Source organism: Mesorhizobium sp. L103C105A0 (genome assembly GCF_000502215.1).
In the GTDB taxonomy this organism is placed as follows: Bacteria; Pseudomonadota; Alphaproteobacteria; order Rhizobiales; family Rhizobiaceae; genus Mesorhizobium.
Genome location: NZ_AYXF01000011.1, coordinates 104,532 through 127,782 on the forward strand (window position 1 = coordinate 104,532; position 23,251 = coordinate 127,782).

Annotated in this window: 26 protein-coding genes; 14 read left to right on the forward strand and 12 right to left on the reverse strand. The window is 62.7% G+C overall.

The window, feature by feature from the left end; genetic code table 11:
- Positions 1 to 40: 40 nt before the first annotated feature.
- From X727_RS1000000168635 to X727_RS140405, 4 genes are all read right to left on the reverse strand, one after another.
- Positions 41 to 217 (reverse strand): hypothetical protein, encoded by a 177-nt coding sequence (locus tag X727_RS1000000168635; protein WP_023690108.1) that lies wholly within the window; start codon positions 215 to 217, stop codon positions 41 to 43.
- A 128-nt stretch (positions 218 to 345) separates the two neighbouring features.
- On the reverse strand, positions 346 to 1,380 hold the full coding sequence (locus X727_RS140415; RefSeq protein WP_023670099.1) for a PAS domain-containing sensor histidine kinase: 1,035 nt from the start codon (positions 1,378 to 1,380) through the stop codon (positions 346 to 348).
- A gap of 160 nt (positions 1,381 to 1,540) precedes the next feature.
- Positions 1,541 to 1,708 carry a DUF1328 domain-containing protein gene (locus X727_RS1000000167005; RefSeq protein ID WP_023670098.1) on the reverse strand — a complete coding sequence of 56 codons (168 nt, stop codon included), beginning with the start codon at positions 1,706 to 1,708 and terminating at the stop codon, positions 1,541 to 1,543.
- A 220-nt stretch (positions 1,709 to 1,928) separates the two neighbouring features.
- The gene (locus X727_RS140405; protein ID WP_023835001.1) at positions 1,929 to 2,723 is read right to left on the reverse strand and encodes a response regulator; all 795 of its coding nucleotides are present in this window, start codon (positions 2,721 to 2,723) and stop codon (positions 1,929 to 1,931) included.
- A gap of 212 nt (positions 2,724 to 2,935) precedes the next feature.
- Here X727_RS140405 and X727_RS140400 point away from each other — a divergent pair, with 212 nt between their 5' ends.
- Together X727_RS140400 and X727_RS140395 are read left to right on the forward strand one after the other, a co-directional pair.
- Entirely contained in the window at positions 2,936 to 3,139 is a 204-nt protein-coding gene (locus tag X727_RS140400; RefSeq protein ID WP_023670096.1) for a NepR family anti-sigma factor, read from the forward strand.
- Between the two features lie 3 nt (positions 3,140 to 3,142).
- Entirely contained in the window at positions 3,143 to 3,694 is a 552-nt protein-coding gene (locus X727_RS140395) for a sigma-70 family RNA polymerase sigma factor (RefSeq protein WP_023670095.1), read from the forward strand.
- Positions 3,695 to 3,749: 55 nt separating this feature from the next.
- On the opposite strand, the gene X727_RS140390 is transcribed toward X727_RS140395, so the two are convergent.
- Entirely contained in the window at positions 3,750 to 4,067 is a 318-nt protein-coding gene (locus X727_RS140390) for a response regulator (protein WP_050485906.1), read from the reverse strand.
- 339 nt (positions 4,068 to 4,406) lie between these two features.
- Between X727_RS140390 and X727_RS140385 the strand changes: the two genes are divergently transcribed.
- The 3 genes from X727_RS140385 (at position 4,407) to X727_RS140375 (ending at position 6,092) form a co-directional block, all read left to right on the forward strand.
- Positions 4,407 to 5,168 carry a Crp/Fnr family transcriptional regulator gene (locus X727_RS140385; protein WP_023670093.1) on the forward strand — a complete coding sequence of 254 codons (762 nt, stop codon included), beginning with the start codon at positions 4,407 to 4,409 and terminating at the stop codon, positions 5,166 to 5,168.
- 124 nt (positions 5,169 to 5,292) lie between these two features.
- The gene (locus X727_RS140380; RefSeq protein WP_023670092.1) at positions 5,293 to 5,619 is read left to right on the forward strand and encodes a DUF883 family protein; all 327 of its coding nucleotides are present in this window, start codon (positions 5,293 to 5,295) and stop codon (positions 5,617 to 5,619) included.
- Between the two features lie 11 nt (positions 5,620 to 5,630).
- Positions 5,631 to 6,092, forward strand: a complete 462-nt coding sequence (locus X727_RS140375) for a hypothetical protein (protein ID WP_023670091.1) — start codon at positions 5,631 to 5,633, stop codon at positions 6,090 to 6,092.
- Between the two features lie 163 nt (positions 6,093 to 6,255).
- Here X727_RS140375 and X727_RS140370 read toward each other — a convergent pair whose 3' ends face one another.
- Positions 6,256 to 7,788, reverse strand: coding sequence for an HWE histidine kinase domain-containing protein (locus X727_RS140370; RefSeq protein WP_023670090.1), 1,533 nt, complete (start codon positions 7,786 to 7,788; stop codon positions 6,256 to 6,258).
- A 154-nt stretch (positions 7,789 to 7,942) separates the two neighbouring features.
- On the opposite strand from X727_RS140370, the gene X727_RS05215 reads away from it, so the two are divergent.
- Positions 7,943 to 8,170 carry a hypothetical protein gene (locus tag X727_RS05215; protein WP_023670089.1) on the forward strand — a complete coding sequence of 76 codons (228 nt, stop codon included), beginning with the start codon at positions 7,943 to 7,945 and terminating at the stop codon, positions 8,168 to 8,170.
- A 26-nt stretch (positions 8,171 to 8,196) separates the two neighbouring features.
- Here the strand turns inward: X727_RS05215 and X727_RS140365 are convergent, their stop codons facing one another.
- A complete protein-coding gene (locus tag X727_RS140365; protein ID WP_023670088.1) occupies positions 8,197 to 9,117 on the reverse strand; it encodes a diacylglycerol kinase family protein in 921 nt (306 codons plus the stop codon).
- Between the two features lie 258 nt (positions 9,118 to 9,375).
- Here X727_RS140365 and X727_RS140360 point away from each other — a divergent pair, with 258 nt between their 5' ends.
- Positions 9,376 to 10,680, forward strand: a complete 1,305-nt coding sequence (locus X727_RS140360) for a PRC-barrel domain-containing protein (RefSeq protein WP_023670087.1) — start codon at positions 9,376 to 9,378, stop codon at positions 10,678 to 10,680.
- Positions 10,681 to 10,769: 89 nt separating this feature from the next.
- Here X727_RS140360 and X727_RS0134495 read toward each other — a convergent pair whose 3' ends face one another.
- Positions 10,770 to 12,308 (reverse strand): alkaline phosphatase family protein, encoded by a 1,539-nt coding sequence (locus X727_RS0134495; protein ID WP_031204646.1) that lies wholly within the window; start codon positions 12,306 to 12,308, stop codon positions 10,770 to 10,772.
- A gap of 214 nt (positions 12,309 to 12,522) precedes the next feature.
- Between X727_RS0134495 and X727_RS140355 the strand changes: the two genes are divergently transcribed.
- From X727_RS140355 to X727_RS140340, 4 genes are all read left to right on the forward strand, one after another.
- Positions 12,523 to 13,455 (forward strand): VOC family protein, encoded by a 933-nt coding sequence (locus X727_RS140355; protein ID WP_023670085.1) that lies wholly within the window; start codon positions 12,523 to 12,525, stop codon positions 13,453 to 13,455.
- Positions 13,456 to 13,459: 4 nt separating this feature from the next.
- Positions 13,460 to 14,092, forward strand: coding sequence for an alpha/beta hydrolase (locus X727_RS140350; RefSeq protein ID WP_023683957.1), 633 nt, complete (start codon positions 13,460 to 13,462; stop codon positions 14,090 to 14,092).
- Positions 14,085 to 14,384, forward strand: a complete 300-nt coding sequence (locus X727_RS140345; RefSeq protein ID WP_023683956.1) for a GNAT family N-acetyltransferase — start codon at positions 14,085 to 14,087, stop codon at positions 14,382 to 14,384. Before X727_RS140350 ends, X727_RS140345 begins: the two co-directional genes overlap by 8 nt.
- Before the next feature lie 249 nt (positions 14,385 to 14,633).
- Positions 14,634 to 15,692 carry a dipeptidase gene (locus tag X727_RS140340; RefSeq protein ID WP_023690114.1) on the forward strand — a complete coding sequence of 353 codons (1,059 nt, stop codon included), beginning with the start codon at positions 14,634 to 14,636 and terminating at the stop codon, positions 15,690 to 15,692.
- A 3-nt stretch (positions 15,693 to 15,695) separates the two neighbouring features.
- On the opposite strand, the gene X727_RS140335 is transcribed toward X727_RS140340, so the two are convergent.
- The 4 genes from X727_RS140335 to X727_RS140320 are packed head-to-tail and all read right to left on the reverse strand — an operon-like array spanning position 15,696 to position 20,393.
- On the reverse strand, positions 15,696 to 15,941 hold the full coding sequence (locus X727_RS140335; protein WP_023690115.1) for a hypothetical protein: 246 nt from the start codon (positions 15,939 to 15,941) through the stop codon (positions 15,696 to 15,698).
- A 2-nt stretch (positions 15,942 to 15,943) separates the two neighbouring features.
- A complete protein-coding gene (locus tag X727_RS140330) occupies positions 15,944 to 17,170 on the reverse strand; it encodes an aminomethyltransferase family protein (RefSeq protein WP_023835002.1) in 1,227 nt (408 codons plus the stop codon).
- A 51-nt stretch (positions 17,171 to 17,221) separates the two neighbouring features.
- Positions 17,222 to 18,787, reverse strand: coding sequence for an NAD(P)/FAD-dependent oxidoreductase (locus tag X727_RS140325; RefSeq protein ID WP_023835003.1), 1,566 nt, complete (start codon positions 18,785 to 18,787; stop codon positions 17,222 to 17,224).
- A complete protein-coding gene (locus X727_RS140320) occupies positions 18,774 to 20,393 on the reverse strand; it encodes an NAD(P)/FAD-dependent oxidoreductase (RefSeq protein ID WP_023835004.1) in 1,620 nt (539 codons plus the stop codon). The genes X727_RS140325 and X727_RS140320 overlap by 14 nt, the downstream gene beginning before the upstream one ends.
- Before the next feature lie 201 nt (positions 20,394 to 20,594).
- Between X727_RS140320 and X727_RS01000000165010 the strand changes: the two genes are divergently transcribed.
- From X727_RS01000000165010 to X727_RS140310, 3 genes are all read left to right on the forward strand, one after another.
- Complete coding sequence (locus X727_RS01000000165010) at positions 20,595 to 21,335, forward strand: class I SAM-dependent methyltransferase (protein ID WP_245274204.1); 741 nt, start codon at positions 20,595 to 20,597, stop codon at positions 21,333 to 21,335.
- 85 nt (positions 21,336 to 21,420) lie between these two features.
- On the forward strand, positions 21,421 to 22,083 hold the full coding sequence (gene betI / locus X727_RS140315; protein WP_023711681.1) for a transcriptional regulator BetI: 663 nt from the start codon (positions 21,421 to 21,423) through the stop codon (positions 22,081 to 22,083).
- A 53-nt stretch (positions 22,084 to 22,136) separates the two neighbouring features.
- Positions 22,137 to 23,219: an ABC transporter substrate-binding protein gene (locus tag X727_RS140310; RefSeq protein WP_023748364.1), complete on the forward strand. Its 1,083-nt coding sequence runs from the start codon at positions 22,137 to 22,139 to the stop codon at positions 23,217 to 23,219.
- The last annotated feature ends 32 nt before the right edge of the window (positions 23,220 to 23,251 follow it).

Genomic DNA, 23,251 nt, shown 5'->3' on the forward strand with positions numbered 1-23,251 from the left:
GCCAGGCTGCTTGGGAGCAGCGTGAACCTGAGCATCTGGCTCAGGCCAATTGCGACGCCACGATCAGCACAACAGCGGCGACGAGCGCGACAGCGGCGAAGCGAAGCAAGGGGTGCCAGGCGTGCTGCAAAGGCGAGGCTGAAGCATCAGGATCCTGAAAGCCGCTCATCGAGACCCGCGCGGCCTGCTCCAGCCTGTTCATATCGGCCACCGTCATGATCATTCCTCCCATACTTGCGTTGCAGGCCGCGGCCGAACATCGGTTGAATCGGTCAAGATCCAGCAATCTCTGGGAACCACAGCATCGGATTTTATGGTGAACAGCCGGTTAAGGAATCCCGCCGCTCATTCGGTTTCGAAATTGCCGTGCGGAACCACCAGGCGATATTCGAGGCGGTCACTGGTGATCTCCAGCGTCGCCGTGCCGTTCAGCGATGCCGGCACGACACGTTCGAGGGCAACGCTGCCGAAGCGTTTCTCGGTGCGTCTGTTATCATTGGCGACAATGGCCTCGACCCAAGTCAGCGACAAAGCTGGCTTGTCGGCGGCCTCTGCGACGTTCGACAGATCGGCGGTTACCTCGACAAAGCCGTCCGGCCGCGCCAGGGCGCCGTAGCTGAATGAATTGACGGCGAGTTCGTGCATTGCCAGTCCGATATGAATGGCGGCGTTGGGATTGAGGTAGGGGTTGACGCCATTGAAGCGCAGGCTCTGCGCGGGATCGGCGCCGTAGCGAACGACCTGGCCGCGGATAAGCTCGCGAAGTGCTGCACCCCGCCAGTTCGACGACGTTACCAGATCCTGGGAGGAAGCCAGTGACTGCAGGCGGCCGCGAAAGCGCTTCAGGAAATCGTCGGGTGTCTCGGAATAGCGGCCGGTCTGGGTGGCAATACTCTGGATGATGGCCAACAGGTTCTTGGAGCGGTGGCTGACTTCGCGCAACAGCGTCTTCAGCGTCTGTTCGCGGCGTTTCTGCTCGGTGGTTTCCACCATCGTGGTGACGACGCCCTGCACGTCGCCGCGATGGCCCCGATCGGCATCGACCCATACCTGGAACCAGCGCATGCCATCACCGGTGGGAACACTCAGTTCAAGGCGTTCCGGATTGCCGGAAGCGATCACATTGCTTTTGGCGGCGGCGATTTGCTCAGCTTGCGCCGGTGGCAACGCGCCGTTGCTGTCGGCTGTGTCGGAAACCCACGGCGCACGCATGTTGCGGGCCCATACAGTCTTCAATTCACGATCCTGATAGAGGACGGAAATGCCGGCATTGTGCAGAGCGTGAAGCAAGGCCCGGCCAAGCTGCATTCCGCTTTCAGCCGGGTGCAGTGCGATCACCTCGTCGCCCTGTCCGCTCTCGCCTCCGCCAATGGAACGCATCAATCACCTGTCCACCTGATCAGGACCGAACGATTCACTTGGACTCAGTTCCTGAGTAGGTCCCCAGAAAAGGTCCGCCGGACGATGTCCCGTTGGAGGACATCGCCCGGCGGTGGCTGGAAACCGTTTGAGGGGTGCGGCTTCCAGTGTTCGCCCGCTCCTACGATGCCCGTCTGAACAGGCCGGCCAGAAGCGAGATGACGAGGAAGGCGAGAAAGATGAAGAACAATATTTGCGCGATACCGGCCGAGGTACCGGCGATGCCGCCGAAACCAAGCGCGCCGGCGATGATCGCCACGACGAGAAATACGAGCGCCCAGTAGAGCATGATCTGTCTCCTTCCGATACTGGATCAAGAACGTGAGTGATTGCTGTTTGTTCCACCATTTGCCGAAAAAGAAGGTCTTTGGAAGAGGCCCGGACGCGAATTGATTCGCGCGCGTGCGCGCCATACGGCGCGACGGGCAGCCGCCGATCGCCGGGTTAGGCGATCGCCAGTGCCGCCAACCCTGCGAGGCGGCGAAAAGTTGGAGATTGAAGGCCCTACTTCACGCGGCGGCCTTGGCCTGCCGGTCGAAGAACAGCGCTTGGCTGATCAGCGCCTTGACCATGTCGGGATTGAACGGCTTGGTGACAAGGAAGGCCGGTTCAGGCCGCTCGCCGGTCAGCAGACGTTCGGGGAAGGCGGTGATGAAGATTACCGGCACCGAAGTCGACGACAGGATTTCGTTGACCGCATCGATACCCGAACTGCCATCGGCAAGCTGAATGTCGGCCAGCACCATCTTCGGCCTTGTCTTGCCGAACATCGCCACCGCCTCGGTATGGGTGCGCGCGGTTCCGACCACGTGGTGGCCGAGGCTCTCGACCATTTCCTCGATGTCCATGGCGATCAGCGGCTCGTCCTCGATGATCAGCACATCGGTCGCCACCTGGCGAGAGATCTCGTTGCTCGCCTGGGCAAGCAGTTCGGAAAATTCCCTGGCGTCGACATCGAGAATTTCAGCTGCCTCGTCTTCACCGAAGCCTTCGACCGCGACCAGCAGGAAAGCCTGGCGTGGCCGTGGCGCAATGGCGTTCAGATTGGCGGCGGCGCGCTGCTCCCATGCCGATTGTGCCTGCTCCTGCGGAACGCGGATGGCAATGGAGGTGAACAGTTTGGCGAATACCTTGTAGAGCGCGATGCGGTCGCTTGACGCTTGCGGGAAGATGTCGACGTCGGCGATGATGGCTTCGAGCATCGCGGCTACCAGCGCATCGCCACTCTCCTGCGATCCGGATACGGCGCGTGAAAAGCGGCGCAGGAACGGCAGGTGCGGAGCGATGGTTGCGGAAAGGCTCATGGTAGACGTCTCCCTCAGATGACGTGATTGCATAGAGTGCAGGTCAAGCTGATTGCAAGCCCCAACACCCAAACGCGGGTTTTGCGAAAAAGTTCCGAGACTTGTGGAACGAAACCGTACGGGCGACGTTTGTGGTGCGATGGGCAACCAGACGAGGGGGCCGCTTTGCGTTGTGTAATGGGGCGGCTCGGGGCGCTGGATTTAAGGGCGAAATGAAGGACATGAATAAAGAAACGCTGGCTGGCGCCGCTGACAGGCGCCGGGCCAATTCCGGCGACCCGCTCGGGGCGAATTCGGAAATCGGCCGCAAACTCAAACAATATTATGACGAGCTGGTCTCGGACAATGTGCCGGATCGCTTTGCCCAGTTGCTCAGCCAATTGGAAAAGGCCGAACCTGCACAGAAGAAGGACTGAGGCATGGCAGCTGTCTCACAAGGGTTCAAGACCGACCTGCTCGGCTCGATCCCGAGCCTGCGGGCCTTTGCCGTGTCGCTGACGCAGAATGCCGACAAGGCCGACGATCTGGTGCAGGAGACGCTGGTCAAGGCTTGGGACAAGCATGAGAGCTTTCAGCCCGGCACCAATCTCAAGGCATGGCTGTTCACCATCCTGCGCAACGAGTTCTATTCCCAGATGCGCAAGCGCGGCCGCGAGGTGCAGGACAGCGACGGCATCATGACGGCCAGGCTTGCCGTTCATCCGGCTCAGCACGGCCAGCTTGACCTCAAGGATTTTCGCGGCGCGCTCGAGCAACTCCCCGAGGACCAGCGCGAAGCCATCATCCTCATCGGCGCTTCAGGCTTTTCCTATGAAGAGGCCGCCGAAATCTGCGGCTGTGCGGTCGGAACGATCAAAAGCCGGGTCAGCCGGGCCCGCACGCGGTTGCAGGAGATCCTGAAAATCTCCGGTGAAGACGAATACGGGCCGGACGCAATCTCGTCCCAGGTGACGGGTTCAAACGCTGCCTGACGGCGGAGGCCCGTTTGCGGGCCTGGGCTCTTTACACATACGCATCGAAGATATCTCAGACTGGCGCGCGGCCGCAGGCCGCCGCCAGAGCCTCGACGAGATCGGTCCCCGAATAAGGCTTGGTGACCAGGCGGATGCCGGGAAAAGACCCTTTGATCTCATCGGGGTCCGAATAGCCGGAGGCAAAGACAAACGGCAGGCCCGATTGGCGCAGCCGCGCGGCGAAATCGAGTGTGGACGTTCCGCCCAGCATGAGGTCCACGATAGCGGCGTCGAACTCGCCAACGACCTTCTGCTCATCGATCTCGGCCAGAGCGCGGGCAATCACTACGTCGTTCGCGCCATGGTCGCGGCAAAGCTGCTCGACATCCATGGCGATCAGGAATTCATCCTCCAAGACAAGAATTCGCAATCCCTCAAGCAATGGCGGCACTTGGCAATCTCTCCTCAATTCTTGCAGCATCGGGTACAGTGACTCCAGTCAACCGCATCGCGGACCTTGGGGGATCGGTCAGGCCTTAATCCGAAAAGTTCGCCCACCGGCTCTACTCCACAAGCGAGCTTCGAATTCGCCTCAGTGGAGTGTAGCGAGTCATGATCGCTATTTGCTATCCTGTCATTTAAAAAAGACATGCCATCGGCAGCGGAACCGCGGCCTTGCAAAGGCGTAGCACTCAGTCTCTGGCAAGAGACTTTCGAAAGAGGGATCGAAATGTCTGGCCAGAATGGTCGTTCGTTTTCCAGCCGTCAGTACCCATGCGAGATCTGCCCGCTTCGGCCATTGCCGGTGTTCCGGGAATTCGAGAAGCAGGAGCTTGCCTATGTCAGCATGTTCAAGAAGGGCGAACTGGCCGTCGACAAGGGCGCCACAGTGCTGGTCGAAGGCAGCCAAAGTGCTCATCTCTACACCGTGCTTTCGGGCTGGGCCTTCCGCTACAAACTATTGTCGGACGGCAGGCGCCAGATCCTGAACTACTCCATGCCCGGCGATCTTATCGGGCTGCAGGGCAGCCTGATGGGCGAAATGCAGCACTCGGTCGAGGCGCTGTCGCCCATGCTGTTGTGCGTCTTCGAGCGTGAAAACCTGCACGAGCTCTACCGCAACCATCCGGGCCTTGCTTACGACATTACCTGGCTGGCGTCGCGCGAGGAGCGCATGCTGGACGAGAACCTGCTCAGCGTCGGTCGGCGCACGGCGGTCGAGCGCACCGCCTATCTCATTGCCTTCATCGCCAGCCGCGCGGCGGCAGTCGGGCTCAACGGCAAGGCGCCGGTGCAAATCCCGATTACCCAGCAGCATGTCGCCGATACGCTCGGCCTGTCGCTGGTCCACACCAACAAGACGATCCGCAAGCTCATCGATCGCAAGCTGATCGCCTGGCGCGACGGCGGTTGCGAAGTGATCGACGGGGAGGGGCTGAAGGATCTCGCGCGCTGGGAGGGCCTAAGCGAAGGCCGTCGGCCACTGATCTGACAGGCAGGCCTCCATCTGGGGCTGGACTCGCACTTGCAAACACCCTTTCATGGATACGGTCTCCGATTTCGGAACCATGACGTGTGTCGGGCGTTTGAAGCCAAGCAAACGCAAGGAGTTTAGAATGGCAACTGCCGCAGGAAAAACCGCCAACGAAAGTCAGACGAACGCCGACCTGGAAGCCGACATTCGGCAGTTGAAGGCGGATATCGAAAAGTTGACCAAGCAATTGGCCAAGACCGGCGAACATGGTTACGGCACGGCGCGGCGCGCTGCTGCCGAAGGCGTCGACCAGTTGCGCGCGCAGGGCGAAGCCGTCTTCGACAGCCTGCGTGGCAACGCCAAGGATCTTGAGGCCCAGATCACGGCCAATGTGCGCGAGAAGCCGGTCACTTCACTGGCGATCGCGGCCGGCGTCGGCTTCCTGTTTGCGCTTCTTGCCCGGCGCTAGTTTCGACAGAGATGGGCATGCTGGCACCGCTTATCTCGGCCTTGGCCTCGGGTGAAGCCATTGCCGCCATGCGCCGCGCGCGCACGGCGGCAATCGTCTACGGGCTCGCCGCCGTGGCTGCCCTGTGCGGCCTCGGGTTTCTCCTGGGGGCGGCCTACATCTGGGCGGCTGACCGTTATGGCTCGATGGCCGCCTGTCTTGGCTTCGCCGCTGGTTTCCTGGTACTGGCCGGGCTTATCGTGCTCATTCATCAACTTGCGGCTGGAACGCATGCACGCCGACGTGCGCGAAGGCGCAATGCCGACCTGAAGGCGCTCGGTATCACCGCGGCGCTTGCCGTGCTGCCGGCCTTGCTCAAGGGGAAAGGCGGGAAGGGCGTCATTCTCGGCCCGATGATCGCGCTCGCGGCCTATGCCATCTACCGCGAGAACGTCAAGCCGGATCCGGGCGATCCAGACAGCGAAGCCGACTAAAGCGCGTCGCGCTGATACGCTGTTCCCGGGAAAACCGCTTCGCACTTCTGGAATCGCTTTTAATGCATGTCGCCCAGAAGTGTGCCGCGGTTCTGGGACAACGACATGCATCAAAACAAAGACTTAAAGCGCGTCGTATGAATCCGTTTCAGCGTGACGCGCTTTAGGCCGGCAGATCTTCAAGCGGCATCGATATTTCGGCGAACACGCCTTCGCTGCGGAATTCGTGGGTCACTTCGCTCGACAAAACCTTGGCGAGGCTGCGGCGGATCAGGATAGAGCCGAAGCCCTGGCGTTCCGGCGGGTCGACTTTCGGCCCGCCGCTTTCGCTCCAGGTCAGCACAAGGCGGCGCGCGCCTTTCTTGCCCGCCGCCTTCCAGTCGACATCGACCTTCCCCGAGCCAACCGACAGCGATCCGTATTGCAGCGCGTTGCTGGCCAGTTCGTGCATGATCAAACCGAGCCCCACCGCCTGGTCGGGCGAAAGCAGCAGATCCGGACCGGAGATCACGATGCGCGGCCGTTCTGCCGAATCGAACGGCTTGACCTCGATCTGCATCAGTTCGCGAATACCGATGCCGCGCCATTCGCGATCCGACAGCAGGTTATGGGCAGCGCCCAGCGCCTGCAGCCTGGCGCCGAAGGCTTCCAGGAATTCGCTTGGGCGGCGAGCGTGGCGAACGGTCTGCGTCGCCAGCGCCTGCACCGTCGCCAGCGTGTTCTTGACCCGATGGTTGAGCTCGCGCAGCAGCAGCCTTTGCCGGTCCTCGCCGAGCTTGCGTTCCGAGATGTCGTAGTTGACGCCAAAGATCAGCGTCGGCTTGCCTTCGCCGTCGCGCTCGATGACGCGGCCGCGGGTGACTATCCAGCGCGGCGGATCGAAGCCTTTGACCCGGTATTCGCCGAAATAGTCGTCGCTGCCGGTCAGGGCATCGCGAAAGCGCGTCTCGGTCTGGTAGACGTCGCGCGGGTCGATGGCGGCCAAAATGTCGCGCGCCCGCAGCCGGTTCGAACGCGGCAGGTTGAACAGCTCCGACAAACGCACGTCGCATTCGATCATGTCGGTGCGGATATCCCAGGCCCAACTGGCGAGCGAGGCGGCATCGAGCGCTATGGCTCGGCGCTTTTCCTCCTGCGCCAAAGCAGCCGTGGCAATGGCGCCGCTGCGGGTGGCGTCCTTGAGGGTAAACAGGCTGGCGGCGAGGCTGGCCAGCGATTTCAAATGATCGAGCGCGGCAGCGGACGGAAGTTCATGCGGCTCCCGGTCGAGCACGCACACCGTACCGACGCGCGCGCCGGCGACCACCATCGGCGCGCCGACATAAAAGCGGACATGGTGTTCGCCGGTGACCAGCGGGTTGCGGGAGAAGCGAGGGTCGATGCTGGCATCCGGCACCACCATGGGCTCGTCGCCGGCGGCAATGGTATGGGCGCAGAACGATATGTCGGTCGCGGTTTCGGTCTCGTTGAAGCCGACACAGGATTTGAACCACTGTCGTTCGGTGTCGAGCAGCGTGACGAGCGCGATCGGCGCCCGCATCACGGCGGCGGCAAGGCCGGTGATGCGATCGAAGTCGGGATCGGAGTCGGTGTCGATCGCGTCAAGCCCGTGCAGTACGGCAAGCCGCTCCGGCGCCGCCACGGCGCGGCGGACCTCAACCGGCAAACCAGCCTGCTTCGCCACCTTGCTATCCACCAAGCCCCCTCGCTTGCAGGCCCCACCCGCGGTGGCGCGCATCTTGCGCGGCCGTCGCGCGCCGGAACTTTTGTAGCAAGCAATCGTTACCCCACCATGTTTCGCCGGCGATGGTTTCATCGACCATGCCGGTTGCACGACAGGAACGCCGCCAATGACCAAGATCGCCCCTGAAAACAAAGCCCGTCAGGGGCGCTGGGGTTGGCACGGCCTGCGCATACTGGTCGCCGCGTTGCTCCTGGCTTTTATTGCTTGGGGAGCGGCCGAGATTTATGGCCAAAAGATAGATCCAGATACCCCTGAAAGCCAAGGGCAGCCCACCGGCCAGACCGCGCCGGCCAACCAGAGCTCGCCAGCCGGCGAGGGGCAGTCGGGCGGCTAGGGTTTTCCGCGTCATTCGTAATCGCATCAGGCGGCCTTCGCCTGGGCGGCTTGCGCCGGAACCAGGACGTTCAGTGCGCCAGGGTGGATCTGGATTGTCGTTTCGCGCTCCAGCTTGACCAGTTCGCCGTCGATGACGGCGCCGAATTTCTTGCTCCCGGTATGGATCTTCACGATTGCCTTGTCGGCCTGATGAGTTTCGACATGATCGCTGTCGCGCCACCTGCCTCGAGCCATGTCGAAGAGCGCCCTGACCAGCTCGCCACGCTGCCGCGCCACGGTGACATAGATGCCGAGCACGCCGCCGGCAGGATTGTCGGCATAAGGCAGATGGCCTTCGCCAAACAGATTGTTGGAAATGCCGATGCCGCTGATGCGGGTCACGATCTCGGCTTCGCCGACCGTCAATGTCACCTTCATGGCGGGAGGATTGTTGATCGTCGTCCAAGCGGCCTTGGCCGAAGCGCGAATCTTTCCCAAGCGCGAGGCGAATTCCATATTGTCGCGCAGCTTCACCATCCTGGCGTGCAGGCCGATCGAGAACTGATGCACGAACGGCCGGCCATTCGCGCTCGCGATATCGACCGCCATGATCTCGCCGTCGGCAAAGGACTTCAGCGCGCCATCGATGGTCTGCGGAATTCCAAGGCCGCGGGCGAACAGGTTCATTGTTCCCGCAGGCAGGACGGCCAGCGCCTTCTTGCCATTCATCAGCCGCCCCGCGGCGGCCGAAATGGTGCCGTCGCCGCCACCGGCCAGCACGACGTCGATGTCGCGCCGCGCGGCGACCTTGTCGAGCGCCGCGACAATCTCCTTGCCGGCGACGATGTCGATCTCGATGGAGTGACCAGCCGCCTCGAGCGTCTGGCGCATCCGGTCGGTTAGCGCTGAAAGATCGGTGGTCCGCAAGGTGCCGCCGTCCCGGTTCAGCACCGCTGCAAATCGCATGCCCCACTCCGTATTCTTTTTAGCGGCCGGAATGCCAGCCGCAGGCTGAAACGGGCAAGCTTGGCAAAGGTTCCATCGGCCGGGCGGGAATGTCGGGCGATTCCGCGGACTTGCCCAGGGTATTTCGATGCTCCCGTTTTTTCGGAACAAGCGCCTTGTCACAACGTTGTGATCCCATTGGAGGCGCCGCCTTCGGTCTCCCGGCAAGTGGTTTGCCGATTGCGGCGCGCATGAGATCACGCAAGAGGAGACTTAATCATGATCCGCACACTGTTCGCGACGACTGCACTCGCAACGCTGATCGCTACCGGTGCGTTTGCGCAGTCAACGACGACCCCGGCGACGACCCCAGCGCCGGCTGAAGCCCCTGCCACCATCGCGCCGGCGCCGCAACAGGCCGACGGCGCGCTGATGACCAATATCATCGGCGAGTCGGTGTACAATGGCACTGGCGACGATGCGCAGAAGATCGGTGACGTCAGCGACGTCGTCCTCGATGAAAACGGCCAGGCGAAATCCGCCATTATCGGCGTTGGCGGCTTCCTCGGCATAGGCAGCAAGAACGTCGCCTTCGACTACGGCAAGTTGCAATGGGTCGAGAGGAATGGTGACCGCTGGCTCGTCGCCGAGACGACGAAAGAAGCGCTGACGGCGCTGCCCGACTTCGACCGTAAGCCCTACGATCCGGCCTCGGCGCCTGCTTCCACGGCGCAGAACGACCCGCAGAAGCCGGTTGATCTCAACGCCGCGCCGTCAGAACCGGCGGTGAAACGCGCTGACGGCAATCTCGCAACCAACATCATCGGCGAGAATGTCTACAATGGCACTGGCGACGATGCCCAGAATATCGGCGACGTCAACGACATCGTGCTGACCAAGGATGGCAAGGCGCAGTCGCTGGTGATCGGCGTCGGCGGCTTCCTCGGCATGGGTGAAAAGAACGTGACCTATGATTTCGCCAAGGCGCGGTGGGCCGAAAAGAACGGCGATCGCTGGCTGGTGGCGCAGACGACCAAGGAGGAACTGCAGGCGCAGCCTGATTTCGACCGGAAGCCCTATGATCCGGCGCCCGTGACGACAACCTCCGACGCGACGCAGCCGACTGCTCCCGCTGCCCCGACGGCCGTTGCACCGGCTGACAATGCTCAGCCAGCGGACAAGACCGCGGAAGCTCCGGCCGGGACAAAGGCCACCGATCCGACGCAAACGGCAGCGATCGACAAGTCGACACTGACCGAAATGCCGGTCGGTAACATCAGAGGCGACGACCTGAAGGGCACCACCGTCTATGGCGCCAACGACGCCAAGGTCGGCGAGATCGGCGACGTCGTGCTCACGCCCGACAGCAAGCCGGATGCCGTCATCATCGATGTCGGCGGCTTTCTAGGCATCGGCGCCAAGGAGGTCGCGGTCGGCATGGACAAGCTCAAATTCATGACCGACAAGGACGGCAACAAATATCTCTACACCAACTTCACCAAGGAGCAGCTGCAGGCGCAGGCCGCGTATGACAAGGGCAGCTATGCCGAGAAGCGCGACCAGCAGCGGATGATGGTACAGTAAGGGAATAGGCAGTAGGGATTGGGCAGTAGGCGAAACCGAGTGACGAGGCATCAGGCCGCCAGAACATTCTACTGCCTACTGCCTACTGCCTACCACATACCCACCACCCCTTCGTCCGTCAGCTCTGCAAGCGCCAACGACTGGTCAAGATGCTCGGCGCGCCAGGCAAGCAGCCGCTCGGCAAATTCAAGCCGCACGCTGAGATAGGCCGGGTCGGCGGCAACGTTGGCCAGTTCGCCCGGATCCTTCTCCATGTCGAAGAGCAGCGGCGGCAGGCCGCCGCCGAAATGCACGTATTTGAATTTTTCCGTACGGATGACGGCGAGGTTGCACTGGCGCGAGCCGATGCCGAAATGCCGTTCGGCCTCACCATCGGCAATCGAGCGGAAGTCGAACTCCCAATGCGCCGCGTCGCGCCAATCCTTAGGCGGTTCATATTGCAGGAACGGTTTTAGGGAGCGGCCGTCGAGATGCAGCTGGGCGTCGGCGTCCAGCAGATCGAGCAAGGTCGGGAAGATGTCGACGGCCTCGGTGAAGTGGTTGACGATCGAGCCGGCTGCATTGCCGCGTCGTGGGTCGCGCACGATCAATGGGATGTGATAGCTGCCGTCGAAGAAGCCGCCTTTGCCCAGCATGAAATGGTCGCCCATCATCTCGGCGTGGTCCGAAGTCAGCACGATGATGGTGTCATCCCATGCATTCGCCGTCTTGATCGCTTGCGAGATGCGGCCAAGCTGCGCGTCGACCTCCGAGATCATGCCGTAATAGATCGCGCGGATGGCCCGGATGTTGTCCTCGCCCCAGTCGCGCACGTGGCCGTCGGTGCCGGGGCGGAAGCTTCTCCGCTTCTGGCGACCAAGGTCGTAAGCCAGATAGGGATGCCTTTGCGCCTCTGCCTGCCAAGTCTCGACATGGCGGAAGGGCGGTCCGTCCGCCGGATCATACAGCGTGTTGTAGGGCCGCGGTACGACAAAGGGCGGATGCGGGCTGATGAAGGAGACATGCGCGAACCATGGCGAATCCTGTTCGTCCAGCCAGCGAATGAATTCGCCGGCAAGAAAAGCGGTCGGCGTCTCGTCCCTGGAATAGACAGGCGGCGCGCTGGTCACGGCGTCGCCCGCTTCCCCGCCCACGGGGCGGTGAATGCCGGGAGAGCCCGCGCTGGTGTCGACGCCACGTGCCTTCAGCCATGACAGCCATGGTTTCTGATGCTCAGGCAGGAACTGGCGAACGCTGAAGCCGGGCAGCACGCCCTCATAGCTTTTCAGCCGGGGATCGCCCGGCGCCATCGTGCGCGGATCGGGCGAGACGTCGGTGTAGCCGAACAAAGTCGGATCATAGCCGAGGGCGCGGGCCGAAAGCGCCATGTTGCCGTGGCGGGCGTCGAGCGGCGTGCCGTTGCGGCAGACGCGATTGTTCATCTGGTAGAGGCCGGTGTAGAGGCACGCGCGGGCCGGCGAGCAGGGCGCCGCGCCGCCGTAATGCCGCATGAAAAGGACGCCTTCGGCGGCGAGCGCATCGGCATTCGGCGTCTTCACCACGGCATGGCCGGCAGCCGACAGGCAATCGCCCCGCCATTGGTCGCAGGAGATCAATAGGATGTTCGGGCGTCTGCTTTTCGCGGCCAATGCTCTATCCTGTCACGGGAAGACGTTCAATGAACCGGAATTTGGCGGCAGCGCAAGCCTGTCAGTCTTGCTTAAATGGTGAACGAAAATTTCCTGCTGTTCATTATTGGGATACAGTCCATTCTGAGTTTGCCGCCTTTGCCATTGCCAGGCGGCCACTCATATAAGCGCGGACAGCGGCAAGAGCCGCAAACCGAAGGGAAGGAGCAAGACAATGCTCGACCAGATCAAGGGCCTGCATCACGTGACGTCGATGGCCGGCGATGCGCGCCAGAACAATGATTTCTTCACGCACAAGCTCGGCCTGCGCCGGGTCAAGAAGACCGTCAACTTCGACGCGCCAGATGTCTATCACCTCTATTATGGTGACGAGCACGGTACGCCCGGCTCGGTGATGACCTATTTTCCGTTCCCGGACATTGCCAGGGGCCGCCATGGCGTCGGGGAAGTCGGTACCACGGCCTATTCGGTGCCGGCCGGCACGCTCGGCTATTGGGAAAAGCGCTTCGCCGATGAAGGCGTTGCGGGTGTCTCCCGCGAAGAGACGTTCGGCGAGAAGCGGCTGGCCTTCGCCGGTCCCGACGGCGACGGTTTCGCGCTGGTCGAAGACAAGGCGGACAGCCGCGCGCCATGGTTGAAAGGCGGCATTCCCGCTGATGAGGCGATACGCGGCTTCCACTCGGTCTCGCTCAGATTGAAGGATGGTGGCGCCACGGAAGAGCTGTTGAAGTTCATGGGCTATGAGCAAGTGGACAAGTCCGGCAGTGTCAGCCGGCTCGCCATCAAGAACGGCAACGGCGCTGATGTCGTCGATATCGAATCGCTTCCTACCGCGGGCTTTGCCAATCTCGGCGCCGGCTCGGTCCACCATGTCGCCTTCGCGGTGGAGAACCGCGCCCAGCAGCTCGAAGTGCGCAAGGCGCTGATCGATACGGGTTATGGCGTGACGCCGGTGATCGACCGCGACTATTTCTGGGCGATCTACTTCCGAACGCCGGGCGGCGTGCTGTTCGAAGTCGCCACCAATGAGCCGGGCTTCGACCGCGACGAGGACACCGCCCATCTCGGCGAAGCCCTGAAACTGCCGACGCAGCACCAGCATCTGCGGCCCTATCTTGAAGAGCATCTGCAGAAGCTGGAAGGCTGAGACGATGAGCAAGGAAGCTTACATCCATAAGGCGCTGCCGGGTTCGCCCGGCGGCCCGCTGCTCTTCGTCTTTCACGGCACCGGCGCGGACGAGAGCCAGCTGCTGTCGCTCGGGCGCGACCTCGCGCCACAGGCGACGATCGTATCGCCGCGCGGCGATGTTTCCGAGCATGGTGCGGCGCGTTTCTTCCGCCGCACCGGCGAGGGCGTCTACGACATGGACGACCTCGCGCGGGCGACCGCCAAGATGGCCGGTTTCATCAAGGCGCAGGTGGCAGCGGCAAGGCCATCTTCGGTCTTGGGTCTCGGCTATTCCAACGGCGCCAACATCCTGGCGTCCGTAATGTTCGCCGCGCCCGAGCTGTTCGATGCGGCGGTGCTGATGCACCCGCTGATCCCGTTCGAACCGCAGGTGCAGGGCAGCCTTGCCGGACGCCGCATCCTGGTCACCGCCGGCAAGCGCGACCCGATCTGCCCGCCCAACCTGACATCCCGGCTGGAGGCCTATTTGCGCGCCAATGGCGCCGATGTCACAGTGGAGTGGCACGATGGCGGCCACGAAATTCGACCAAACGAGATCGAAGCGGCGAGGCGGCTTTTTGCCGATGCGCCGGTTGAAGGAGCAAGCGATGCCTGACGAATTGCCTGAGATCGAACTCGAGGACCGCGGCTCGAAGGGACGTTATGTGCTGCGCGGACCCGGCGGCGCCGAGGCGGAAATGACCTTCACCAAGGTCGGCGAGCACCAGATCATCATCGATCACACCGAAGTGCCGGACGTGTTTCGCGGCCAGGGCGCCGGCCTTCGGCTTGTCACACGCGCCGTCGAGGACGCGCGGGCAGTGGGCAAGAAGATCATCCCGCTCTGCCCCTTCGCCAACGCCCAGTTCCGCCGCCATCCGGAATGGGCGGATGTGCTGAAGCAATAGACCTTTTTCCCTTCTCCCCTTGTGGGGTGAGTTGCCGGTCGCCGAAGGCGAATTCATCGTGCCAGTGGCACGATGAAAGGCCGGCGAACGCCGGGACGCTGCGAAGCAGCGGGGACCCGGCAGGTGGTCGGAGTCGCTCAGCCACAAGAGCGAACGCCTCTCTGGCATTTGCGCAGTTCGGCCTTCTTGCCTAAGTACACAGTTCGCCGCGGTTCGTCCGCTCCTGCCAATTGACCGAATGGCTTCCTAATGACCGAACCCGATCTCGTCCCCGTCTTCGACGGCCACAACGACACGCTGCTGCGACTGTACCAGTCGAAAGACACAGACGTCGAAAAGCTGTTCATCGAGGGGACGCAGGGCGGTCATATAGACCTGCCGCGCGCCAAGAAGGGCGGCTTTGCCGGCGGCATGTTCGCGATCTTTCCACCGCCGGTCGAGAAGAGCAAACGTGCTGCGGTGCCGCCGGCGCCGAGCGACAATGAGCCATTGCCGCCGGAACTGCCGCGCGCTGATGCGCTCAATTCCACCATCGGCATGGCCTCGATCCTGTTTCGGCTGGAGCGCGCGGGCGCGCTGACAGTCTGCCGCAGTGCCGGTGACATTCGCGAGGCGATGGCGAAAGGTTCGATCGCGGCGGTGTTTCATATTGAAGGCGTCGAGGCGATCGATCCCGAACTTACCTTGCTCGACGTGCTCTACGAAGCCGGCCTGCGCTCGCTCGGCATTGTCTGGAGCCGCCCCAACGCCTTCGGCCATGGCGTCCCGTTCCGCTTCCCGTCGTCGCCCGATACCGGACCGGGGCTGACCGATGCCGGCAAGGCGCTGGTCAAGGCCTGCAATCAGCTCAAGATCATGATCGACCTGTCGCATCTCAACGAAAAGGGCTTTCGCGATGTCGCCGCACTCAGCGATGCGCCGCTGGTCGCCACCCATTCGAACGTGCATGCGCTGTGCACCCATTCGCGCAACCTGACGGACTGGCAGCTCGGCGCTATCCGCGAGACCGGCGGCATGGTCGGGCTCAACTTCGCCACCGGCTTCCTGCGTGAAGACGGACGGATGAATTCGGACACCAGCCTCGACATCATGGTGCGCCATGTCGACTCGCTGCTGCAGGCGCTGGGCGAGGACGGCGTCGGTCTCGGCTCCGATTTCGACGGGGCGATGATTCCGGCCGTCATCGGCGACGTTGCCGGTCTGCCGAAGCTGATAGATGCGCTGGCCGCGCGCGGTTTCGGACGCGCGTTGATCGAGAAGATAGCCTATCGCAACTGGCTGAGCGTTCTCGAAAGAACCATAGGCTGAGGCTTAAGCGCCCATGCGCTTCAGCCAATCCTGGCCGCCGCGATCCCTGATCATCGGCAGCGGGTTCTCCCAGTCCAGCCGCGCGCAGATGCGGTAGACTTCCAGCGTCTCGGCGCTCATTTCGCCGCGCTTGTAGAAGTACATGGCGGCGGCATAGCGGGTACGACCCGACCATTTTTCGCCGAGCGGCGTGTTGACCAGCTGCCACTGTTCGGCGGCTTCCGTCTCATCATCCGGTTCGTCGGCCATGATCAGAAATCCGCCGGCGGATTGGCGGTGCGGCGGTCGAGCTTGATGAAAGGACGGGCCACCACCTTGGCCCGCTTCATCAGCTTCTGGTACTGCAACTCGCGCATGGCGTAGATCTCGACCCAGAGGTCTTCCACCATCGTATCACCATAGGGACGCGTCAGCGAGGCGATGGCAATGTTGCGCTTGGCCATCGGCGACCACATGGCGGCGCTGACCAGGCCGACCTCCTGATGCTTCTTGTGATAGACGATGGCGTGTTCGGCCGGGATGTTGCCTTCGATCTCCAACCCGACCAGCACGTAAAGCAGCTTGCGTTTGGCACGGGCTTCGAGGATGGCGCGGCGGCCATTGAAATGGCCTTTTCCCAGGGCGACCATAAAGCCGAGACCGATCTCGTCCGGCATGCGCAGACGGTCGGCGCGAATGGCATGGTCTGCGGTGGTGAAGTCGGCATTGGCGACGATGAGGCCGGCTTCCAGCCGGGCGCGGTTGAGGGCGGCGTAGCCGATGGCGCGGATGCCGCGCAGTTCGCCTGCCGTCATCAGGCGGTCCCAGAGGCTGAGCGCTTTTTCGGCCGGCACGAACAGTTCGTAGCCGAGATCGCCGGTGAAGCCGGTGCGCGAGATGGTGATAGTGCCGCCATCGTGCGGGAACTCGGCGAGATCGAACACTTTGAGTTTTTCAACGCCGGCAAAGCCGGCCTCGCGCAGCACGGCGAAGGAGGTTGGGCCTTGCAGAGCGAGACCAGCGACGCTTTCAGTCTCTTCTTCGACGGTCACTTCGAAACCGATGGCGCTGTCGAGCAGCCAAGGCAGGTGCCGCTCCTGCGAACACAGGCGGAAGCGGGTCGGTGACAGCCGGAACAGCGTGCCGTCATCGAGGACAAAACCTTCGTCGTCGCACCATGCGGTGTAGTGGACGCGGCCCGGTTTCAGCTTGGTGACATCGCGCAGCGTGACGCGATCGAGGAAGGCTTCGGCATCCGGCCCCTCGATGCGGTATTTGGTCATCGGCGAGATGTCGAACAAAGCCGCCTGGCTGCGGATGGCGAAATATTCGAGTTCCTCGTCCCACAGCGAATGCGGCGCGCGATAGCCGGCCCAATTGTACCAGTCCTGAGTTCTGGCCAGCGCATCGATGCGCGGCTGGAACGGCGTGCCGAGACGCAGTGTGCGGAAATGCGACTGCGCTGTGGTGCGGGCGGCGTTGTTGATCGGACTCGTCATGACGGCATTCCTTCGCCGTAAAGTGCGGCGTTGACTGGCTGAAACATCCGATCATCCCTTCATCGCGATGATGCGCCGCGCCGCATTCAAACCGGGAGCACCCGAAACGCCGCCGCCTGGATGCGAACCGGCGCCGGCCAGGAACAGCCCCTCGATCGGCGTGTCGTAGCCCGACCAGCCGGAGACCGGCCGCGACATCAACATCTGGTCGGCCTGCAATTCGCCGTGGTGCCAATGGCCCCCCGGCATGCGGTAGTTGGCTTCGATATCGGCTGGCGTCAAAAGCTCGGCATGCAGCACGGACTTGCCGATACCGGGGGCGTAGGCTTCGAGCTGCGCCATAACAGCTCTGAGGAATTTCGGCTTGCCGGCGTCCCAACCCTCTTTCAGCGCATAAGGCGCGTATTGCACGACAGCCGACAGTACACAGGCGCCGCTTGGCGCGAGCGACGGGTCGGAGAGCGACGGCAGTGTGATCTCCATCACCGGTTCGGCTGAGAACTCGCCATATTTCGACGGGTTGAAGGCGCGCTCGACATGGTCGGGCGAGGGCGCGATAACCAGACGGCCCTTGTGATTATCGGCGTCGACGCCGGAAAATTGCGGTGGCCGATCGAGCGCCAGATGGAGCTTCGCCGCGTCGCCCCTCATGCGGATGTTCTTTACCTTGCGCACGAAACCCGTGTCGATCTCGCGCGGGCCGACGAGATCGAGCATTGTGGTCGCCGGGTTGATGGCGGAAACGATCGTTCTGGCGTGCAGCACCTCGCCGCCGTCGAGGGTCACGCCGAGGGCGCGCCCTTTCTCGACGACTATCCTGGCCGCGGGCGCTGCCGTGCGGACGGTGACGCCGGCTTTCTCCGCCGCCGCGCGGATCGTGGCGACGACTGCACCCATCCCACCTTTCGGCAGCATCTGCGCGCCGGTTTTGCCGCCGGTCTCGCCGGCCAGCCGATAGTAGAGGCCGAGCAGGGAGGTCGGCGAACGCGGGCCGAGGTGGCTACCAAGCGTGGCGTCGAAGGCAAGCAGGCCCTTCAGCCTGATATCGGCAAGCTGCTCGTCGAGCAGGTCGGCGACGTTCATCAGGAGAACGCGCAGGAAGTCGCGCATGTCTTCCTTGCCGAGCTTTTTCAGCGCCACGGCCGTCTGGCCGAGCGCTGCGGTTTCAAGCAGCGACATGCCACCGAGATCGGGCGGGCGCCGCGACAGGAACGGTTTCAGGATGCCGGCATAGCGCATGAGTTGCGCGCGCAATTCCTTCCAGGCGGACTGCTCGGACGGAGTGGAGCCGGTCAGCACTTCGCCATAGGCGCCATGCAGGACAAGCGGCGGGCCGTCCTTCGCCAAGGCGACTGACGGCATGAAGTCTGTACGGGTGACCTGCAGCCCGTGTTTCTCCAGCTCCAATGTCTTCACCACGTCGGGGTGCAGGCGGTTCAGCACATGCGCGATCGAGGAGACCCGAAAACCCGGCGCAAACTCTTCGGTGCGCGCCGCGCCGCCGACATCGCCGGCCGCTTCCAGCACCAGCACCTTGCGGCCGGCTTTCGCTAGAGTGGCGGCAGCGACAAGGCCGTTGTGGCCACCGCCAATGATAATGGCATCAAATGACGTCATGGGCCGGGCTCATATGGGAGGTCGATTTGGCGAGGTCGCGCAGGATCTCGGCTGCCGCATTGCGGCCGGGTGCGCCCATGACGCCGCCGCCGGGATGTGTCGAGGAGCCGCACATATAGAGCCCGCCGACCGGCGAGCGGTATTGTGCGTAGCCCGGCACCGGCCGGTTGAACAGCAACTGGTCGAAGGTCAGCTCGCCCTGAAAGATGTTGCCTTCGGTGAGGCCGACCTCGGCTTCGATCTCGCGCGGCGTGCGCACCTCCATATGGACGATGCGGTCGCGGAAGCCTGGCGAGTATTCCGCGATCTGCGCAACCACGCTTTCAGCGAAACCGTCGCGGTCGGCATCGGTCCAGTCCCGGCCCTTCACCTTGGGCGGTGCGTACTGCACGAAGCAGCTCATGAAATGCTTGCCCGGCGGCGCCATGGTCGGGTCGAGCGTCGTTGGGATGACCATGTCGAGGAATGGGTCGGCCGACCAGCGACCGACCTTCCAGTCGTCATAGGCGCGCTCCATGCGCTCCATGGAATCGGTGAAATGCATGTCGCCGCGATAAACGGGTGAATCCTTCGGCAGTGCCGGGAATTCCGGCAGAGAATCCAGCGCGATGTTGACCTTGCCGGAGGAGCCGCGGATCTTGAAGTTCCTGACCCGCCGCAGGAAAATGTCGGGCAGTTCCTTCTCCTCGACCAGTTTCAGGAATGTGCGTTTGACGTCGGCGTTGGAGACGACGAGCTTGCCGTAGACCTCCTCGCCGCCGGCCAGCACCACGCCCTTGGCCTTGCCTCGGCTCACCAGCACATGGTCGACCTCGGCGCCGGTGCGGATAGCGCCGCCGGACGCCTTGAAGGAAGCGGCGAGCGCCTTGGTGACGGCGCCCATGCCGCCGCGCGCATAGCCCCAGGCGCCGACCGAGCCGTCGACCTCACCCATATAATGGTGCAGCAGCACGTAGGCTGTGCCGGGCGACATCGGCCCGAGCGCGGTACCGATAATGCCGGACAAAGCGAAGTTCGCCTTGATGACATCGGTCTCAAAATATTCGTCGAGGAATTCCGAGATCGACATGGTCCAGAAGCGCAGCGTCAGCGCCATTTCTTCTGATGACAGGCCGACGAATTTCTTGCCGAGATAGAGAAGCTCTCCGAGGTCGCGCGGCTTGAGACTGGCCGGGTCCGGTGCGGTGCGCATCAGCAGCGGCTGGATGAAACGGCACTGCCGCGTCACGTCGCGCGAATAGCGGTCATAGGCCTCCGCGTCGCGCCTGGAGAAGCGGGCGAATTCGCGCCGGTGCGCATCGTGGTCACGGTAGTTGGCGAGGTAGTCGCCGTCGCGGGTGAACACGGCGCCGCCCTCATAGGAAATAACCTGCAAGCCGAAACGCGGCAGTTCGAGGTCGCGCATGATCTCGGGGCGAAACAGCGAGCAGACATAGGAGCAGTTGGAGTAGAGGAAGCCCGGCGTCAGCTCGCGGCTGGTGGCGGCGCCGCCGACCCAGTCGTTCTTTTCCACCACCAGCACGTCGAGCCCGGCGCGTTGCAAATAGCAGGCGTTGACCAGGCCGTTGTGTCCGCCGCCGATGACGATCGCATCCCAAGCTTTCATTCGCGCCCAGCCTTCATGGTGCTCGACCCTTCATTTTCGCGTGATTTGTCGCCGAATGCGCGGAATTTGGCACGGCAGCGGCTATTCTGTCCAGCCATTCTGAATGAATGTTCAACAAATGATATTGCGTTTTCCTGTTAATACGCTACGCTTTGCCGGCATTCGAACCTGCGCAATTCGGCTGACGGGACTTAAGGTCTGATGATCGAAACGGCAGATGGCGAGCCGGAATATGACGACGCCGCGATCCGCTTCCTCGAGGCGCTGTGGGGCGAGGGCTATCTGTCGCCGGGCGGACCAGACGAGGTCGACCGGGTGGTCGAAGGGCTGTCGCTCAGGGGCAAGACGATCCTCGACATCGGCTGCGGCTCCGGCGGCATCGCGCTGCATCTGGTGGAGCGCCACGGTGCTGCTCATGCCACCGGCTTCGACATCGAGCGGCCGGTGATCGAGGCGGCCAGAAAGCGGGCTGCTGTACGAGGGCTTTCAGACCGCGCCAGCTTCGTCCAGGCGCCGCCCGGAGCGCTGCCTTTCACCGATGGCGCCTTCGATGTTGTGTTCTCCAAGGACGCGCTTTTGCATGTGCCCGACAAGGACGCGCTGTTTGCCGAAATCTTCCGCGTGCTGAAACCGGGCGGCGTCTTTGCCGCCTCCGACTGGCTGATCGGCCATGACGGCGAGCCGTCATCTGAGATGAAGGCCTATGTCGCGGCCGAAGGCCTGTCCTTCGCCATGGCCTCGCCGGCACGCTATGCGCAAGCGATGCGCAGCGCCGGCTTTGCCGATCGCCGTCAGAGACCGCAATTCTTGGTATCGCAAGGTCGCGCGCGGCGAGCTGGAAAGGCTGAAAGGCCCGCTCTACGAGACGGCGGCAGCCGCGGTCGGAGCGGCCTATATCGACAAGAACATCAAGACCTGGGAGGCCATGAAGAAGGTGCTTGACAGTGGCGAGCACCGTCCCACTCATCTTCGCGGGTGGAAGCCGGCTGTCGTGGGATAGCCGGCAATGTGGAGCATGACGGCACCGATGAAAGCTGCGCGCGAAGAGCGATCCTCCGACACGTCTGGAGAAACCGAACCGGAAAAACGCGGCCGCAAGGCGTCGAAGGAGGTCAGGCAACAGCAGCTGATCGAAGCGACCATCGATTCGCTGGCCAAGCGCGGCTACGCGGAGACGACGATGGCCGATGTCGCCGATGGCGCCGGCCTGTCGCGCGGCATCGTCAACTTTCATTTCGAGAGCAAAGAGAAGCTGCTGATCGCCACCCTGCAGTATATGTATGACGAGTATTCGGCACATTGGCGTGCTGCCCTGCGGAAAGCCGGTGATGACCCAGCCCGCCAATTGCAGATTCTGGTTTGGGCCGACTTCGACCGCTCGATCTGCAACAAGCGCAAGCTCGCCGCTTGGCTCGCTTTCTGGGGCGAGGCCAAGTCGCGGCCGGTCTATCAGGCGCTGAGCAGTTCCCGCGACGCATATTACCAGCAGGTCTTCATCGACCTCTGCGCGACGCTCAAGCAGAGCGGCGGCTATGCCTATGAGCCGCAGGTGATGGCGCTGGCGCTGTCAGCCATGTTGGAAGGCCTGTGGCTGCGGTTGATGATGGGAACCGAAGACACCACGCGCGAAACCGCGCTGCAAGCGGCCAACGCGTTCCTCGCAGCCGCCTTTCCCAAGCACTACGGATAACCAGAAGCCGGCCAGTCGAGTCGGCAATGCAATGACAAAGAGGATGGAACAGCATGAAAAGAATAACCCGACGCCTGACACTGACATTGGCGCTGACGGCGACGCTGGCTGGTTCGGCTGCGGCGATTGCGGTCGCCGCCGACAAGGACCTGATCGTGTTCGACTGGTCCGGCTATGAGGACCCGAGCTTCCACCCCAAATATGTCGAGAAGAACGGCGACTCGCCGACCTTCGCCTTCTTCGGCGACGAGGACGAAGCCTTCGAGAAAGTGCGCTCCGGTTTCAAGGCCGATCTTGGCCATCCCTGCTCGCAGAGCGTGACAAAGTGGCGTGAGGCGGGGCTGCTGCAGCCGCTCGACACCTCGAAGATCACCGGCTGGAAGGATCTCAATCCCGGCATCATGGCGATGAAGGATCTGGCCACCACTTCGGACGGCAAGGCCTGGTTCATGCCGTGGGACTGGGGCAACACCCAGCTCACCTACAACTCCGACAAGATCGACGCGAAGGATGTGCAGTCGCTGAAGGCCTTCGCCGATCCCAAGTTCAAGGGGCGGGTCTCAATCGGCGACAATGTCGACGACGCCTATGCGCTGGCCAGCCTTGCCATCGGGCTTAAGGACTGGACCAAGATGACGGACAACCAGTTCAAGCAGGCTTCCGACTTCCTGCGTCAGGTGCACAAAAATGTCCGCTCCTACTGGACCGATACCACCGACGTCGTGCAGTTGCTGAGCGGCGGCGAGGTCGATCTCGCCTGGGCATGGAACGATGCCACGGTACAATCCGTCGCTGCCGGTGTGCCGATCAAGTCCAAGAAGGATACGGACGAAGGCATCTCGACCTGGGTCTGCGGCTACGTGCTGTTCAAGGACGCACCCGGCAATGTCGACAAGGCCTATGACTACCTCAACGCGATCAACGATCCCGAGACCGCCAAGGTGCTGGTCAAGGACTGGGGTTATGGCCAGGCCAACGCCAAGGGCATGGCCGGCGTCGACCCGGCGATCCTGAAAGAAAAGGGCTATGACGACGTGCAGAAATTCGTCGACAAGACCCTGTTCCAATCGCCCGTGCCGTCGTCGCTCAAGCTCAAGATGATCGCCGAATTCGAGAAGATCAAGGCAGGCTACTAAAGCTCTGTCCGGCCTCCTCCGTCTGCCTGTCA